This is a genomic window from Methylorubrum rhodesianum, from assembly GCF_014199985.1.
In the GTDB taxonomy this organism is placed as follows: domain Bacteria; phylum Pseudomonadota; class Alphaproteobacteria; order Rhizobiales; family Beijerinckiaceae; genus Methylobacterium; species Methylobacterium rhodesianum.
In genome coordinates this window covers 351,406-367,218 of the sequence record NZ_JACHOS010000002.1, presented here as the reverse complement: position 1 = coordinate 367,218, position 15,813 = coordinate 351,406, and the positions used below count along the sequence as shown (strand labels likewise).

14 protein-coding genes are annotated in these 15,813 nt (G+C 69.5%); all 14 read left to right on the top strand.

Annotation, left to right across the window (positions count from 1 at the left end; translation table 11 throughout):
• Window positions 1–197 precede the first annotated feature (197 nt).
• Entirely contained in the window at window positions 198–1,391 is a 1,194-nt protein-coding gene (locus tag HNR01_RS04140) for an inositol-3-phosphate synthase (protein ID WP_026105738.1), read from the top strand.
• A 53-nt stretch (window positions 1,392–1,444) separates the two neighbouring features.
• Window positions 1,445–2,323, top strand: coding sequence for an HD domain-containing protein (locus tag HNR01_RS04135; RefSeq protein WP_183666907.1), 879 nt, complete (start codon window positions 1,445–1,447; stop codon window positions 2,321–2,323).
• A gap of 31 nt (window positions 2,324–2,354) precedes the next feature.
• Window positions 2,355–3,536 carry a class I SAM-dependent methyltransferase gene (locus HNR01_RS04130; RefSeq protein ID WP_183666797.1) on the top strand — a complete coding sequence of 394 codons (1,182 nt, stop codon included), beginning with the start codon at window positions 2,355–2,357 and terminating at the stop codon, window positions 3,534–3,536.
• Window positions 3,536–4,564, top strand: coding sequence for a Gfo/Idh/MocA family protein (locus tag HNR01_RS04125; RefSeq protein ID WP_183666795.1), 1,029 nt, complete (start codon window positions 3,536–3,538; stop codon window positions 4,562–4,564). Before HNR01_RS04130 ends, HNR01_RS04125 begins: the two co-directional genes overlap by 1 nt.
• A 187-nt stretch (window positions 4,565–4,751) precedes the next feature.
• The gene (locus HNR01_RS04120; protein ID WP_183666793.1) at window positions 4,752–6,371 is read left to right on the top strand and encodes a YcaO-like family protein; all 1,620 of its coding nucleotides are present in this window, start codon (window positions 4,752–4,754) and stop codon (window positions 6,369–6,371) included.
• Window positions 6,368–7,261: a sugar phosphate isomerase/epimerase family protein gene (locus tag HNR01_RS04115; RefSeq protein ID WP_183666791.1), complete on the top strand. Its 894-nt coding sequence runs from the start codon at window positions 6,368–6,370 to the stop codon at window positions 7,259–7,261. The genes HNR01_RS04120 and HNR01_RS04115 overlap by 4 nt, the downstream gene beginning before the upstream one ends.
• On the top strand, window positions 7,258–8,496 hold the full coding sequence (locus HNR01_RS04110; RefSeq protein WP_153875277.1) for a glycosyltransferase family 4 protein: 1,239 nt from the start codon (window positions 7,258–7,260) through the stop codon (window positions 8,494–8,496). Before HNR01_RS04115 ends, HNR01_RS04110 begins: the two co-directional genes overlap by 4 nt.
• Window positions 8,493–9,254: a PIG-L deacetylase family protein gene (locus tag HNR01_RS04105; protein WP_183666789.1), complete on the top strand. Its 762-nt coding sequence runs from the start codon at window positions 8,493–8,495 to the stop codon at window positions 9,252–9,254. Before HNR01_RS04110 ends, HNR01_RS04105 begins: the two co-directional genes overlap by 4 nt.
• Window positions 9,238–9,864 (top strand): uracil-DNA glycosylase, encoded by a 627-nt coding sequence (locus tag HNR01_RS04100; RefSeq protein WP_183666787.1) that lies wholly within the window; start codon window positions 9,238–9,240, stop codon window positions 9,862–9,864. The genes HNR01_RS04105 and HNR01_RS04100 overlap by 17 nt, the downstream gene beginning before the upstream one ends.
• 187 nt (window positions 9,865–10,051) lie before the next feature.
• Window positions 10,052–11,107 carry a lysylphosphatidylglycerol synthase domain-containing protein gene (locus tag HNR01_RS04095; RefSeq protein ID WP_153875276.1) on the top strand — a complete coding sequence of 352 codons (1,056 nt, stop codon included), beginning with the start codon at window positions 10,052–10,054 and terminating at the stop codon, window positions 11,105–11,107.
• Window positions 11,108–11,130: 23 nt separating this feature from the next.
• Complete coding sequence (locus HNR01_RS04090) at window positions 11,131–12,423, top strand: ATP-binding protein (RefSeq protein WP_183666785.1); 1,293 nt, start codon at window positions 11,131–11,133, stop codon at window positions 12,421–12,423.
• Window positions 12,424–12,518: 95 nt separating this feature from the next.
• Window positions 12,519–12,851 (top strand): four-helix bundle copper-binding protein, encoded by a 333-nt coding sequence (locus HNR01_RS04085; protein WP_153875320.1) that lies wholly within the window; start codon window positions 12,519–12,521, stop codon window positions 12,849–12,851.
• A 79-nt stretch (window positions 12,852–12,930) separates the two neighbouring features.
• A complete protein-coding gene (locus HNR01_RS04080; protein WP_183666783.1) occupies window positions 12,931–15,396 on the top strand; it encodes a heavy metal translocating P-type ATPase in 2,466 nt (821 codons plus the stop codon).
• On the top strand, window positions 15,393–15,809 hold the full coding sequence (cueR, locus tag HNR01_RS04075) for a Cu(I)-responsive transcriptional regulator (RefSeq protein ID WP_183666780.1): 417 nt from the start codon (window positions 15,393–15,395) through the stop codon (window positions 15,807–15,809). Before HNR01_RS04080 ends, cueR begins: the two co-directional genes overlap by 4 nt.
• Window positions 15,810–15,813 lie beyond the last annotated feature (4 nt).

Genomic DNA, 15,813 nt, shown 5'->3' with positions numbered 1-15,813 from the left:
TAATCCAGCGTTAAGCCATTGTGTTTACGATATTTTAACCAATCGGCGCCTGCCGGGCGAAACTTGGCCTGCGGCAAAGATGGCAGGGATTGCACTGGAACGCTCTAGGTCGGTCACAGTTGTCATGGGCCGCGCGGCGGCCAGTTAGGGCTCATCCTAAGGCGTCAGCGCCACCACAGCAGAAAGATCGAGTTCCCATGGGCATTCAGACCGGTCGACGCGTCGGAGTGGCGTTCGTTGGCATGGGCGGTGCGGTCGCGACGACAGCTATCGCCGGCATCGAAACCATCAAATCGGGTTCGAACCGTCTGGATGGTCTGCCGCTCGCGGGCGTGCCCGTCGCAGGAATGGCCGATTACAAGGATCTCGTCTTCGGTGGCTGGGACCTGAACAGCGACGACCTCGCCTCCGCCGCCACCGGTCACGGCGTCCTCAGCCGGGAAGACATCGAGAACGGTGCCCAGGCCCTCAAGGGCATCACCCCGTGGCCGGCAGTCGGCTCGGCCAAGTTCTGCAAGAATATCGACGGCGCCAACCGCATCGTCGCCAAGGACCATCGCGAGACCGTCTCGGTCATCGCCAACGACCTCAACCGCTTCCGCAAGGAGAGCAACCTCGACGACGTCGTGGTGATCAACCTCGCCTCGACGGAGCGCTGGCCCGACCTCGCCGATCCGGTTCTCAATTCGGCCGAAGCCTTCGAGAAGGGTCTGGACGCGAGCGACGAGTCGATCTCGCCCGCGATGCTCTACGCTTACGCCGCCATCAAGAGCGGCGTGCCCTACGCGAATTTCACGCCCTCCGTCGCCGCCGACGTGCCGGCGCTGATGGAACTCGCCCGCGAACTGAACGTGCCGGTGGCCGGCAAGGATGGAAAGACCGGCCAGACCATGATGAAGACGGTGCTGGCCCCGGCCCTGAAGGCGCGTCAGCTCCATGTCGACGGCTGGTTCTCGACCAACATTCTCGGCAATCGCGACGGCCTCGCCCTGAATGACCCGAACTCGCTTCAGTCGAAGCTCAACACCAAGGGCACTGTGCTCGATTCGATCCTCGGCTATCCGGTCGAAGACCACTTGGTTCACATCCACTATTACCGCCCGCGCGGTGACGACAAGGAAGCCTGGGACAACATCGACGTCACCGGCTTCATGGGCCAGCGCATGCAGATCAAGGTCAACTTCCTCTGCAAGGACTCGATCCTGGCCGCGCCGCTCGTGATCGAAATCGCCCGCGTGCTCGACCTCGCCAAGTCCCGCGGTGATGGCGGCGTGCAGGAGCAGCTCTCGACCTTCTTCAAGGCGCCGATGGTGAAGAACGGCCACGGGCCGGAGCATGATTTCGGCAAGCAGCAGCGCATGCTGTTCGACTGGCTGGGCGTGCAGCACTGAGGCCCGCGTCCGTGGCGGGTCTCTCCGAAACCGAGCCGGCAGCCCCCGTCGCGATGCGGGAACTGCTGGTCGAACTCGGCGATCTCAAGCGCGTCCGCTCGGCCGGACGTGCGGGTTCGATCGCCGAGCGCCTGTTCGCGCAAGGCTGGTCGGCGCTCACCGGAGGCGCTGCTCCCGAGACGGTGGCGCTCGACATCACGGCCAAGGCGCTCGCAGCGGCGCGGCTCTGCGATCTCGACGCCGCGTTCCTGGCCTCGGCCGGTCTCGACGAACACCAGGCCGCCGACGTGCTGGTGGCCGGGCTCGATGCGGTCGCTGCGCCGGTCGACGCCGCATTGCGCGACCGGATGCGGGTCTGCCTGCGCGAGCCCGCCGCGTTGCCGGACGGACCGGTGCCCCGTTTCGTCGCCGCCCTCGCGCAGCAGCCGCGGGCCGGAGTGACCTGTCCCGGCAAGCCGCGCATCCTGCTCGAGCCGCCGGAGAACCACGCCGAGCACTGCCTCGTCGTGGCGGTTTACGGCGTGTTGCTCAGCCCGTTCTACCGGGCCGATCCGACCACGGTGTTCCTCGCGGCGATGGCGCACCACTTCCACAATGCGGCGATGCCGGATGCGGGCTTTACCGGCGAGATGCTGCTCGGCGACCATCTGTGGCCGATCGTCGGGCGCTGCTCGGAATGGGCGCTGGACGAATTGCAGCCGCCCTTGCGCGAAACCGTTCGTGCCGCGCGTCTGGTCCTGCCGGACGATGCGACCGCGGAGGGCCGCGCCTTCCATGCCGCCGATTCCATCGACCGCGTCCTGCAGATCGCCCAGCACCTGCGGGCAGCCTCGCTGACCATGGATACGGTGCTCGGCGAGATGGAGCTGGTCCATGCCGGACCGGTCAAGGCTTTCCAGGATCGCGTTCTGACCGATATGCGCATCCCGTGACGTCACGCGCTATCCGGCAGTTACCAGGATCATGATCCCCTTCGATCTCCTCTCGCCGGAGACCGGTCACCGGCTCAAGGCCGACGGCACGCATGCCCTGCGCGATGTCGAGACCGGGGCACGTTGGCCGGTCATCGACGGCATTCCCTATCTCCGCACCGGCCGCGACAGTCTCGTCGCGGCCGCCCTCGATCATCTCGATCATGACCGGACGGAGGATGCCCTCGTGCTCCTGCTCGCCGATCAGGACGATTGGTGGACCGGGCCGCCGGCCGATCCCGATGCCCTGCGCCGGCTCGTGCGTGAGCGGGAGAGCGCGTCGCTGCGTGAGGCCGTCGATTGGCTCGGCTGGGACCGTGTCGGCGACTACTTCGTCAACCGCTGGTCCGATCCCACCTTCCTGGCGGGCCTGAGCCTGCTGGAGGCCCACTGGAACAGTCCCGTCTGCGCGTTCGAGCTCGCCTGCGGCATCGGCCACTATCTGCGCGAGCTCAAGCGCCGTGGTGTCAAGGTCGCGGGCGCGGACGTGGTCTTCGCCAAGCTATGGGTCGCGCGCCACTGGGTGGTCGGCGACAAGGCGCAGCTCGTCTGCTTCGACGCCGCGTCGCCGAACTGGCCGATCCCCGAGGCACCGGTCGACCTCGTGATCTGCAACGACGCCTTCTACTTCCTCGACGACAAGCCGGGCATCCTCACCTGCCTGCGCCAGACGGCCGGCGAGGAGGGCTGGCTCGCGTTCAGCCACATCCACAACAGCGGCCGGCCGGGCTTCTCCTCCGGCAAGGCGATCTCCTCCGCCGAGATCGAGGAGTTGTTCCCTGACGGGCTCGTCTACGACGACGCCGAACTGACTCGCGCCCTGGTCGAGGCCCGCGCGCCGCAGCCGCGCGAGCCGCGGCATCTGCAATCCTGCGAAGCCTTCTCCGTCGTAGCCGGCCCCGGCATGCGCCCGGCGCCGCGCGCCCTCGTCGACGGGATCACGCTGCCTCCCGCCGACGCGGCCCTGCATCTCAACCCGCTCTACGCGCCGGATGACGGAGGATTCGCCATTCGCTGGCCATCGGAGCGCTACGAGGCGGAGTACGCGCCGCTCGCCACCTATCCCCTTCATTCGGAGGGCCCGGAGGCGATCGACTGGGCCGGCAAACCGGATGCGCCCGAGGTGGATCGGGTGCGCCGCCGCGAATACGTCGATCTGCCGGAGCGTTGGTGATGGCGGCGAGCATCGGCTGGGGCATCGTCGGCTACGGCTGGGTCGCCCGCGACTACATGGCGCCGGGCATCCGCGCCGCCGGTCACCGTCTCGTTGCCGTCGCCGATCCGGGCGAGGCCTCCCGCGCGGCGGCGGAAGCCGAGGGCGCGCGGGCGCATGCCGATCTCGCCGGCCTGATCGCCGAGCCGGACGTCGAGGCCGTCTATGTCGCGACGCCGAACCATCTGCATCGCGGCGCCGTGGAGGCGCTCTGTGCCGCAGGCAAGGCGGTTCTCTGCGAGAAGCCGATGGCGGCCTCGCTCGCCGATGCGGAGGCGATGGCGGCGGCGGTGCGCACCTCCGGCGCATTCTACGGAACCGCCTTCGACCAGCGCCACCATCCCGGCCACCGCGCCTTGCGCGGCCTCATCGAAGACGGTCGGCTCGGTACGGTGACGGCGATCCGCATCGTCTACGCCTGCTGGCTCGACCGCGCCTGGACCTCGTTCCGGGGCCAGGACAATTGGCGCATCGACCCGGCCCAGGCCGGAGGCGGCGCGCTGATGGACCTGGCGCCGCATGGCCTCGACCTCGTTGATTTTCTTCTGGGCGAGCCCATCACCGACATCGCCGCCATGACCCAGGCTCGCGCCCAGGACTATGCCGTGGATGACGGCGCCCTGCTGATCGGCCGCACCGCCTCGGGCGCGCTCGCGCAACTCAACGTCGCCTACAACTGCCCCGATGCGCTGCCCCGTCGCCGGCTCGAAGTGGTCGGCACGAGAGGTCTGCTCACCGCCGTCGATACGATGGGGCAGACCGCGGGCGGCAGCCTCACCTTCACCGATGGGCGGGACGGGCGGGTCGAGGAGATCGCCTTCGACAAATCGGCCTCACCCTTCCTCGAACAGGTGCGCGCCTTCGGCCGCGCGCTGCGCGACCCCGGAGGCCGCAGCGCCTGGGATGCCGAGCGCGACCTTCATACCATGCGCCTGATCGCCCGCGCCTACGCGGCGGCGGGCACACCCGCTGGCCGCGACGCGGCCTGACGACATCTGGGAGGAGACCGGCTCATCCAATCAAGGCCCCTATCCCGAGATGCCGTGTGCGTGGCCTCGACGGATCCTCCGGAAACCGTGCGGGATCGGGAGGATCCGTCGGAGCCCCGCTCCGCTTCGCATCTCGGGTCGAGGGCGCGGGTTGGAAGACGTCCGGCGAGCCGCGAATAGGGTAAAGATGACAGCGACCGATGCCCTCGACCGGGACGACCGCGCCCACCATCCGAGCCTTGCGGCGCCGCGCCCCTATCGCCGCGGCGCGCCGCGCCGGATCGACGGCTTGCCGGAGCGGCTGCCCGAGGCGGTGCGCGCCTATCTCGACGTGCTGCCCGAGGGTCGGGTCGTCGGCTTCAACTTGGCCGGGCTCGACCGCACCGGCATCCCGGTCTGGTTCGTGGCGCTCTTCCTCGACGATCCGTTCTATGTCGGCGCCATGCCCTCCGGCATCGGGTACGGCGCGACCGACGACGAGGCGCTGATCGGTGCCGTGGCCGAGATCGCCGAGAACCTGATGCCGTCGGTCGCCCTGCTGCCCCGCAAGGGCGACAATCAGGCGGCTGTCTCCTACACCGATCTCGTGCGCGTCTACGGCGCCTCTGCCGTCGCCGACCCGCTGACGCTGTGCCTGCCGGCCGGATCTCCCGTCGGCCGCGACACCCCGCTCGACTGGACCAAGGCGGTCCGGGCGCGCAACGGCGAATTCGTTTGGATGCCGCTCGACATCGCCGCGACCGACTACTTCGAACTGCGCCAGGGCTACCAGCCCTTCACCAACCTCATCACCAACGGCCTCGGTGCCGGTCCCGACGTCGAATTCGCGCTCGGGCACGGCCTGCTGGAACTGCTTCAGCGCGACGGCAACGGATTGCTGTTCCGCGCCCTCGATCAGGGCGTGATGCTCGACCTCGACGGGATCGGCCCCGAGACCCGCGGCATGCTCGATCGGCTGGAGCAGCTCGGCATCCGTGCCCTGCCGAAATTCGCCACCGACCAGTTCGGTCTTACCAACCTCTACGTCGTCGGATACGACGTCGATCCGGCCCGCACCCCCGCACCGATCGCGCTCTCGGCCTGCGGCGAGGCCTGCGATCCGGATCGCGAGCGGGCACTCCGGAAGGCGCTGCTGGAGTTTCAGGCGGCGCGGGTCCGGAAAACCTTCGGGCACGGCCCGCTGGCACTCGCCGACACGGTGGCGCCGCCCGGCTACGTCGAGTCCTTCATCCAGAAAGCCCTGCCGAGCCTCGACCTCGAGGAGAGCCGCGCGCTCCAAGCCATGCTCGCCTGGATCGATCTCTCCTCGGCCGAATTACGCGAGGTGCTGAGCGGGACGGTCTATTCCGAGAAGAGCAGAAAGGCGTTCTCAGAGCTGCCGACTACGCCCGCGCCCGACGGTCACGCCCGCGGCAGGATCGCCCGCGAGCGTTTGGAGAAAGAGGGTTTCGACGTGCTCTACGTCGATTGCTCGCCGCCCGGCGGCGGCATCGGTGTCGTCAAGGCGATCGTGCCGGGGCTCGAAGTCGAGACCATGAGCTACTACCGCATCGGCGAGCGCAACACGCGCAAACTCATCGAGCGCGATCACCCGCTGATTCGCTTCGGCACGCCGAGCGACACGCTCCTCCCCGTGCGCCTGACACCGGAGGCGGTCGCGCGTTTCGGCGGCCAGCCGCTCTTCGACGTGGCGCTGGCGGCGAAGATCGTCGGTTCGCACTACCCACTCTACCGCGAGCCGGAATCGCACCACGCGCCGTTCCGCTACGAGCGTCAGGGCCGCCGGGCCGAGCGGAGGCCGGCATGACTCTCCGCTTCGCCTACAACACCAACGGCACCGCCAACCACCGCATCGAGGACGCGATCCGCCTCATCAAGGATGCGGGCTATGACGGCGTGGCCCTCACTCTCGACATCCACCATCTCGACCCCTTCGCCGAGAACTGGGTGATCGAGGCCGATCGCATCGCCAGCATTCTCAACCGGCTCGAACTTGGCTCGGTGATCGAAACCGGTGCGCGCTTCCTTCTCGATCCGACGGCCAAGCACGAGCCGACGCTCGTGACGGCCGATGCGGCGGGGCGCGCCCGACGCGTGGGCTTCCTCAAGCGTGCCATCGAGATCGGCAAGATTCTGAACTCCGAAGCCGTCTCTTTCTGGGCCGGCGTGCCGAAGCCCGGTGTCGATCACGATGAAGCCCGAGTCTGGCTCGCCGAGGGCCTGCGCGAGGTTGCCGACTTCGCTGCCGAGAAGGGCGTCGTCGCGGCGCTCGAACCCGAGCCCGGCATGCTGATCGAGACGCTCGACGATTTCGCCGGCCTCGACGTACCGGGCCTGTCGCTTGCCCTCGATACCGGCCACTGCCTCGTTACGCAGGAGCGCGACCCGGCCGCGGCCGTGCATGAATTCGTTTCTCGCCTCGGCACGGTCGCGATCGAGGACATGAAGCGGGGCGAGCACATCCACCTGCCCTTCGGCGAGGGCGACATGGATGTGCCTGCCGTGCTCGACGCGCTCGATGCGGTCAATTTCACGAAGCTCGTCTGCGTTGAGCTGTCGCGCGATTCGCATCGCGCCGACGTGATGGTGGGCCAGGCCCTCGACTATCTGCGCACCTGCCGCCGTCCGGGACCCGGCCTGCCGTCACCCGAGACCGCCTTGCGCGAAACCGCGATCCCGGGGCTGCCCCAGCCATGAGAATCTGTTTCGTCAGCCGCCGCTACTTCCCGGCGATCTCCGGCATGAGCGTCTACGCGCAGAACCTCCTGCGCGAGGTCGCGGGGGCCGGCCACGACGTGACGATGATCTCGCAATTTCGCGGCGATGAGTTCGGCACGCGCGTCTATGGCGGTGGCCCGCCGCCGCCGGTGCCGGGCGTGCATGTCGTCGGCCTCGAGCAGAGAGGCGAGCAGGAGAGCGGCGACTTCGAGCGCGACATCGACGAGATCGTCGAAACGATCTGCGCCGAGCACAGCAGGAAGCCGTTCGACGTGCTGCACGCGCAGTACGGATACCCGACGGGTTGGGCGGCGCTGCGCGCGGGCACGCGTCTTGGCCTGCCGACCGTCGTCTCGATCCAGGGCGGCGACGGCCACTGGGTGGGCTCCTGCTGCGAAACCCACCGTCGCGCGATGGTCGAGGTGCTGGCCCGAGCCAACGCCCTGCTGATCGGCGGCCCGTCCTTCGTCGGGGAAGTCTGCGACAGGCTCGGCTCCGATCCGGCTCGCTTCACCATCGTCCCGGGCGCGGTCGATACCACCCGCTTCACTCCCGGCGAGCGTTTTCAGGCCGAACGCGAGGACGAGGAACCGGTGCGGCTGCTGTATCATGGCCGCGTCGACCGCCGGAAAGGCGTGCTCGATTTCCTCGACGCCCTGGAGCGGCTGTGGGAGGCCGGCGTGCCGTTCGATGCGGTGATCTCCGGGATCGGCCCTGACGTCGAGGCCGCGCGCGAGAGGGCCGATGCCATCGGCTTCACCTCGGCCCAGGTCCGGTTCACCGGCTACGCCGATTACGACACCGTTCCCGACCTCTATCGCACGGCGGACGTGTTCGTCTCTCCGACCTATGCCGAGGGCTTCTCCAACACGATCCTGGAGGCGATGGCCGCCGGGCTCGCGGTGGTCTCGACCCACTCGGTCGGCGTCTCGGACTGCCTGCGCGACGGCGAGAACGGCCTCCTGGTCAATCCCGGTGACGTGCGCGGCCTTACCCAGGCCCTGCGGCGTGTGATCGAGGACGACGATCTGCGCCAACGCCTTGCCGAGCGCGGGCTCGAAGAGTGCCGCCGTGTCTATTCGTGGAAGGCCGTCGGCCGGCAGATCATGGATGTCTACGAGCGGATCGCCAGCGAGCCGCCGCCGACCGGTGTTCCCGAGGCGCTGCCCATCGATCCGGATTGCCGCTTCCGTAAGGAGCCGCACCTGCTGTGACGCGCACCGCACTCGCGATCTCGCCCCATCTCGACGACGCGGTCTTCTCGGCCGGCGGCACGCTGGCGCGGCTCGCCGCGCAGGGTTGGCAAGTCGTGATGGCGACGGTTTTCACCGCCTCGGTGGCGAACCCGGCAGGCTTCGCGCTCGCCTGCCAGCTCGACAAGGGGCTGGCGCCGGAGGTCGACTACATGGCCCTGCGCCGCGGAGAGGATCGTGACGCGGCCCGTGCACTCGGCATCGGCGATCCGGTCCACCTGCCGTTTCGCGAGGCGCCGCACCGCGGCTACGCCTCCGCGCCGGAACTCTTCGCCGAATTGCGTCCCGACGACCGGATCGGAGCCAACCTCGCCGACGCCTTCGAGCGGCTGGTGGCCGACACGGGACCGAACCTGATCCTCGCGCCGCAGGCGGTCGGCGGCCACGTCGATCACGTTCAAGTCGTGCGCGCCTTCCGCGGCGCTCAGCCGCCGCTTCCGGTGCTGTGGTGGCGCGATTTCCCCTACACCGTGCGCACGGCCGAGCCGAAGGAGCCGCTGCGGGCGATCTTCGCGGCCTTCCCCGAACAGGTCGTGCGGCTCGATGCGGCGGCCGGGAGGCGCAAGGCGGAGGCCTGCGCGGCCTACGCCTCACAGATCGGCTTCCAGTTCGGCGGCCCGGACGGACTGCAGGCGCGGCTCGCGGAGGAGGACGGTGTCGAGCGCTTCCGTCTTCAAGGGCAGCTCCCGCCCGATCTGCACGATGCCGGATTCGCCTGACGCACCCAAGAGCCTGCGCGACCCCGCCGTCCTCGAAGCGCGCCGGGCGATGGCCGACGCGGCCCATGTCCGGCCTCTGCGCGTCCTTGCCCGAAGGATTGCTGCCGAGCGCGGCTCGGCCGTGCCCGACCCCGATCCCCTCGACGGTGGCGTGGCGGCGCGCCTGCTCCTCCTCTTGGAGACGCCGGGTCCCTCGATCGGACGCACCGGTTTCGTCTCGCGCGACAACGCCACCGGCACCGCCGCCAATCTGTTCCGCTTCCTCGACGAGGCCCGGGTCGCGCGGCGGGACACGCTGATCTGGAACGCCGTGCCCTGGGTGATCCACGCGCCGGGTGCCCTCAACCGCGCCCCGCGCCGTTCCGAGGCCGCCGCCGCCGAACCCTATCTCCCGCCGCTGCTCGCGCTGCTGCCTCGGCTCGCCGTGGTCGTTCCGGCCGGGCGCTTCGCGCAGGCGGCTGCTGCGCCGCTCTCCACTCTGCGGCCGGACCTGCCCGTGGTGCCGATCCCGCATCCGAGCCCGACTTACGTCTGCACCTCGCCCTCCGTGCGCGAGCGCATCCTGGCGGGTCTGATCCAGGCGAAGTCCCTCCTTGGCCGCAGGCCGTAGCAGCCAAGATCTCGTGATTTCGGCCGCATTCCCGGTGCAGGGCAGGCCTGTGGCCGCCGTCCTTCGCTGGCCTTTGGCGATCGAAGCTCCTAAATGCCCCGTGGGCGGCTCGGGATCGACCTCGCCCGGGACGACCCGCGCCACATGCATCCTGCGGTCGACCAGCGGAGGCGGACGCCGTTCTCACATGAAAGCTGCCGGGAAGCACAGGACGGTCACGCAGGCCGAGCCGGCCGATGCGAGCCGCGAGGCTGACACCGGCTCGAAGCCGGCGTCCAGGCGCGGCCGTTTCGCCTGGATCGGCACCGCCGCGAGCCTTGTCCTCATCCTCGCTTCACTCGGCGTGCTGTGGAAGCTCTCGGGCGAGATCAGCTGGGCCGAACTGCGGACGGCCTTCACCGCCGTCGCGGCGGGCCGGCTCAGCGAAGCCTTCCTGTTCGTCGCGGTCAGCTACCTGTTCCTGACCTGCTACGACGCGCTTGCCCTGCGCCAGCTCCGGCTCAAGATGCCCTACCGCATCACGGCGCTCGCCTCGTTCACGAGCTACGCGGTGAGCTTCACCCTCGGCTTCCCGCTCATCACCGCGGCGACGATCCGTTACTGGATCTACTCGAAACGCGGATTGTCCGCGGCCAAGATCGCCGCGCTGACGGTGATCGCCGGCTTCACCTTCTGGCTCGGGATGGGTGTGGTGCTGGGCTTCAGCCTCATCATCGAGGCGGGCCAGCTCGCGAGCCTCACCTTCCAGAGCATCGGCGTCAACACCACCGCGCGCCTCAACCAGATCCTCGGCTTCGGTACGCTCGGCCTCGTGCTCGGTTACCTCGCCTGGGTCTCGGTGAAGCGGCGCTACATCAAGGTCCATCACTGGCAGCTCGAACTACCGGGCGCGACGGTTTCGTTCAGTCAGATGATCGTCGGCATCGGCGATGTCTGCGCGGCGGCGGCCGTGCTTTACATGCTGATGCCCGAGGGCATGAACCTCGCCTTCACCACCTTCCTGGCGATCTACGTGCTCGCGGCCATGCTCGGCATCGCCTCCAACGCGCCGGGCGGTATCGGCGTGTTCGAGGCCACTATCCTGCTCGCGCTGTCCTACCTGCCCCGCGAGGCGGTGCTGGGATCGCTGCTGCTGTTTCGGGTCTGCTATTACCTCGTGCCGTTCGTCCTCGCCCTCGTGATGCTCGGTGTCTACGAGGGGTTCCAGCGGCTGCGGCGTCACCGGGCGGCGAACGACCCGTGACCCGTCCGACCTTCTGACGCGCCATGTCGACGAACTCCGTCCGTCCGATGTGGCTCGGCGTGACGATCGCCGTGGCGGTGATCGTCTTCGCGGAAGCGGTCGGCGGCACCGTTGATACCGCCCTGATGGTCTCGGCGAGCCTTGCTCTCCTCATCGGAGCGCTGCTCGGCCGCGGCGGACAGGTCGCGATTCTTCCGCCGGCCGAGACCGCCTCGCCGCGGCGCCACGCCATCGCCGAGGCGCTGCTCGCGCATATCCCGGATCCCGTGATCCTGGTCGATCGCCGCGTCGTGGTGATCGAAGCCAATCCGGCCGCCCGGCGGCTCCTGCCGGGATTGAAGCTGCGTCACCCGCTCTCCTTCTCCCTGCGCGCGCCCGACGTCCTCGACGGCATCGAGGAGGTTCTTCGCACGGGCGCCCCCGTGCGGACCGAGTACGCCCCCCGCGTGCCGACCGAGCGAGCCTTCGAGGTGCAGATCGGCGCCCTTCCGCTCCCCGATATGCCCGGAGGTGGCGAAGCCAACGTCGTGCTGTTCCTGCGCGACCTCACCGAGGCGCGGCGCCTGGAGGCGATGCGGGTGGATTTCGTCGCCAATGCCAGCCACGAGCTCCGCACGCCCCTCGCCGCCCTGCTGGGCTTCATCGAGACCCTCCAGGGGCCCGCCCGGGACGATTCCCGCGCCCGCGAGCAGTTCCTCGGCATCATGCGCACCCAGGCCCAGCGCATGACCCGCCTCATCGACGACCTCCTCTCGCTCTCGCGCATCGAACTGCACGAACACGTCGTGCCGACCCGCGTTGTCGATTTCGGCCGCATTGCCGGACAGATGGTGGATATGCAGGCGCCGCTCGCCCAGGAGCGCGGCATCGCATTGAGCGTCGAACGGCCTCAGGGACCGCTTCCCGTGCTCGGTGATCGCGACGAGTTGCTGCGCGTCGTCGAAAACCTCGTCGAGAACGCGTTGAAGTATGGCGGCAGCGGCGGCTTGGTCGTGGTCTCGCTCCATCGTGTCGAGGGGCCGGAAGGGCGTGGCGGACGGATCGAGCTGTGGGTGCGTGACGAGGGGCCGGGTATCCCCGCCGAGCATATCCCGCGGCTCACCGAGCGGTTCTACCGGGTCGATACGGCGTCGAGCCGAGAGCAGGGCGGCACGGGTTTAGGACTCGCCATCGTCAAGCACACGCTCAACCGCCACCGCGGCAAGCTCGTCATCGAGAGCGAGCCTGGCCGGGGAACCCTGGTGCGGGTCAGCCTGCCGGAGCACCGGCCGGAACCGGCGGACTCTGCGCTGCCGGAGGCTTCCCCGGGGGAATGACACCCTCGGCATCCGGCGGGTGAGGGAACGGCGTCCTCCCGGCTCGGTTGCAGGAAGAGACGACCACCGGGTTTAAAATCATCGAGGGTTCGCCCATGCACGACGTATCGCCCGAGATGCAGCGGTGCATCGATGCCTGTCTCGCCTGCTATCGCACCTGTCTCGGAATGGCCTCGCGCCACTGCCTCGAAGCCGGTGGCCCGCACGTCGAGCCGGAGCATTTCCGCCTGATGCTCTCCTGTGCCGAGGCGTGCCGGGCTTCCGCCGAGTTGATGCTGATCGGCAGCGCCGTCCACCGCCACCAGTGCGGTGCCTGCGCGGAAATCTGCGCAGCCTGTGCGCGCTCCTGCGAAGAGGTCGGTGACATGGACGCGTGCGTGGCCGCCTGCCGTGCCTGTGAGGAGGCCTGCCGCAAAATGGCAGCATGAAGGGGATCGACCCCTTGACCTTCCCATGATGGGAAGGTCCATCTGAGGCGGCATGGAATCTGTTCAGCAAAATCCGACCATGCCGCCGATCTCCCCCGATGCCGTGCTGACCCGCCTCACCCTACCCGTCCAGGGGATGAGCTGCGCCTCCTGCGTCGGCCGGGTCGAGCGGGCGCTCGCCGCCTTGCCCGGCGCGGCGGACGTCTCCGTCAACCTCGCCACTGGCCGCGCCAGTCTGGAGCTTCCGGAACTCACCCCGCCGTCACGGGCCGTCGCGGCGATCCGGGAGGCCGGCTATGACGTTCCGGAGGTGGTCACGGCCGTCTCCGTTGCAGGGATGAGCTGCGCCTCCTGCATCGGCCGGGTCGAGCGCGCCCTTCTTGCGCTGCCCGGAGCAACATCGGCCAGCGTGAATCTCGCCACCGGTCGGGCCGAGCTGCACCACGCCGCCGGGGCCGTCACACTGGGCGATGTTGAGGAGGCCGTGCGCCGGGCCGGCTACGAGCCGCACCGGATCGAGGCGGCGCAAACTGCTTCTCCCGAGGAGAGACAGGAGCGGGAGGAAGCCGCCCTTCGCCGTGATCTGATCCTTGCCGCCGTGTTGTCGAGCCCGGTCGTCGTGCTCGATATGGGCGGCCACCTGCTGCCGAGCTTCCACCACGCGGTCACGGGTGCGCTCGGTGCCGGCTATGCCTGGTTGCAGGCCTTGCTCGCCACCCTGGTGCTGGCCGGGCCCGGCCGCCGCTTCTTCCGGATCGGTGTGCCGAACCTGCTGCGCGGCCACCCCGACATGAATGCTCTCGTCGCCCTCGGCGCCGGTGCGGCCTATCTCTTCTCGCTGGTGTCCACCGCCGCCCCGTCCCGGCTGCCGGAGGGATCGGCGCATCTCTACTTCGAGGCGAGCGTCCTGATCGTCACCCTGATCCTGCTCGGGCGCACCCTCGAGGCGCGGGCCAGGGGGCGGGCCGGAGCGGCGATCGCTCGGTTGATCGACCTCTCGCCCAAGACGGCATGGTTGGTCGAGGGCGCGAGCGAGCGCGAGGTGGCAGCCTCCGACCTCCGCATCGGCGACCGGGTGCGGGTGCGTCCCGGCGAGCGCGTGCCGGCGGACGGCACCATCGCCGCCGGCTCCTCCTTCGTCGACGAAAGCATGATCACCGGCGAGCCGGTGCCGGTGGAGAAGGGCAGGGGCGCCCGCGTCGTCGGCGGCACCCTCAACACCACCGGCAGCTTCGACCTCACCGTGGACCGCACCGGCGCCGGCACCGCCCTGGCCCGGATCGTGCGGATGGTGGAAGAGGCGCAAGGGGGGAAGCTGCCGATCCAGGCGCTGGTGGATCGGGTGACCCTCTGGTTCGTGCCCGCCGTCATCACCATCGCCGTGCTGACCTTCCTCGCATGGATCGTCCTCGGGCCCGCGCCTGCGCTCGGCCACGCCCTGGTCGCGGCGATTTCCGTCCTGATCATCGCCTGCCCCTGCGCCATGGGGCTGGCGACGCCGGTCTCGATCATGGTCGGGACCGGCCGGGCCGCGGAGCGCGGCGTGCTGTTCCGCCAGGGGGCCGCGCTCCAGGCGCTCCGGGACGCCCGCGTCATCGCCTTGGACAAGACCGGCACCCTCACGGAGGGTCACCCCCGCCTGACGGACCTCGTCACCGCGCCCGGCTTCGAACGGGAGAACGTGCTGGCTCTGGCCGGCGCGGTCGAGGCGCGCTCCGAGCATCCGGTCGCCCGCGCCATCACCACGGCGGCGCGGGAGGCCGGAGCCCTGCCCGAGGCCGAGGCGTTCGAGGCGGTGCCGGGCCACGGCGCATCCGCACGGATCGAGCGACGGCCGGTGGCGCTCGGCAATCGGCGCTACATGGAACGGCTCGGGATCGCGACCGGCGCCCTGGCGAGCGAGGCGACCCGGCTGGCCGGTGAGGGGAAGACTCCGATCTTCGCCGCCATCGACGGCCGACTGGCCGCCCTCGTCGCCGTGGCCGATCCGATCAAGCCGGAGGCGCGAGAGGCGCTGGAAGCCCTGCGTGCCCGCGGTCTCACCGTGGCGATGTTGACGGGGGACGCCCGTGCCACGGCCGAGGCGGTCGCCCGCACGCTCGGCATCACCGAGGTCGAGGCCGAGGTGCTGCCCGAGGGCAAGGTCGCGGCGCTGCGCCGCCTGCGGTCGGCGCACGGGCCGGTCGCCTTCGTCGGTGACGGCATCAACGACGCGCCGGCCCTGGCCGAGGCCGATATCGGCGTCGCCATCGGCACGGGCACCGACATCGCCGTGGAAAGCGCCGACGTGGTGCTGATGTCCGGCAAGCTCGGCGGCTTGGTCGAGGCCGTGGCTCTGTCGCGGGCGACGCTCGCCAATATCCGTCAGAACCTGTTCTGGGCCTTCGCCTACAACGCGGCGCTGATCCCCGTCGCCGCCGGACTGCTTGCCGCGTTCGGGGGGCCTCAGCTCTCGCCGGTGCTCGCCGCCGGGGCGATGGCGCTCTCGAGCGTCTTCGTCGTCGGCAACGCGCTGCGCCTGCGCCGGGCAGGAGCCGATGCATGAGCGGACGATTCGTCACCATCGGCGAGGCGGCCGGCGCCACCGGCGTCTCGGCCAAGATGATCCGCTACTACGAGGAGACGGGCCTGCTCGGCCGCGCCGAGCGGACGGCGTCCGGCTATCGCGTCTACAGCGAGGCCGACCTGCACGCACTCCGTTTCGTGCGCCGGGCACGCGATCTCGGCTTCTCGATGCGGGAGATCGCGGACCTCCTCGCGCTCTGGCACGATCGCTCCCGTACCAGCGCGGCGGTCAAGGCGATGGCGCTCGACCATGTCGCCGATCTGCGCCGCCGCATCGGCGAGTTGGAGGCCATGGCCCGCACCCTCGAACATCTGGCCGAGCGCTGCTGCGGCGACGAGCGGCCGGACTGCCCGATCCTCGACGATCTGGCGGGAGGCCCGAGAGAGCCGTGAAACC

What these genes read in the sequence shown, in the direction of transcription:
- HNR01_RS04085 (WP_153875320.1), top strand. Translation starts at nt 12,519, where the DNA reads ATGCACGACGTATCGCCCGAGATGCAGCGGTGCATCGATGCCTGTCTC.
- HNR01_RS04135 (WP_183666907.1), top strand. Translation starts at nt 1,445, where the DNA reads ATGCGGGAACTGCTGGTCGAACTCGGCGATCTCAAGCGCGTCCGCTCG.
- HNR01_RS04130 (WP_183666797.1), top strand. Translation starts at nt 2,355, where the DNA reads ATGATCCCCTTCGATCTCCTCTCGCCGGAGACCGGTCACCGGCTCAAG.
- HNR01_RS04095 (WP_153875276.1), top strand. Translation starts at nt 10,052, where the DNA reads ATGAAAGCTGCCGGGAAGCACAGGACGGTCACGCAGGCCGAGCCGGCC.
- HNR01_RS04115 (WP_183666791.1), top strand. Translation starts at nt 6,368, where the DNA reads ATGACTCTCCGCTTCGCCTACAACACCAACGGCACCGCCAACCACCGC.
- HNR01_RS04125 (WP_183666795.1), top strand. Translation starts at nt 3,536, where the DNA reads ATGGCGGCGAGCATCGGCTGGGGCATCGTCGGCTACGGCTGGGTCGCC.
- HNR01_RS04110 (WP_153875277.1), top strand. Translation starts at nt 7,258, where the DNA reads ATGAGAATCTGTTTCGTCAGCCGCCGCTACTTCCCGGCGATCTCCGGC.
- HNR01_RS04090 (WP_183666785.1), top strand. Translation starts at nt 11,131, where the DNA reads ATGTCGACGAACTCCGTCCGTCCGATGTGGCTCGGCGTGACGATCGCC.
- HNR01_RS04100 (WP_183666787.1), top strand. Translation starts at nt 9,238, where the DNA reads ATGCCGGATTCGCCTGACGCACCCAAGAGCCTGCGCGACCCCGCCGTC.
- HNR01_RS04120 (WP_183666793.1), top strand. Translation starts at nt 4,752, where the DNA reads ATGACAGCGACCGATGCCCTCGACCGGGACGACCGCGCCCACCATCCG.
- HNR01_RS04140 (WP_026105738.1), top strand. Translation starts at nt 198, where the DNA reads ATGGGCATTCAGACCGGTCGACGCGTCGGAGTGGCGTTCGTTGGCATG.
- cueR (WP_183666780.1), top strand. Translation starts at nt 15,393, where the DNA reads ATGAGCGGACGATTCGTCACCATCGGCGAGGCGGCCGGCGCCACCGGC.
- HNR01_RS04080 (WP_183666783.1), top strand. Translation starts at nt 12,931, where the DNA reads ATGCCGCCGATCTCCCCCGATGCCGTGCTGACCCGCCTCACCCTACCC.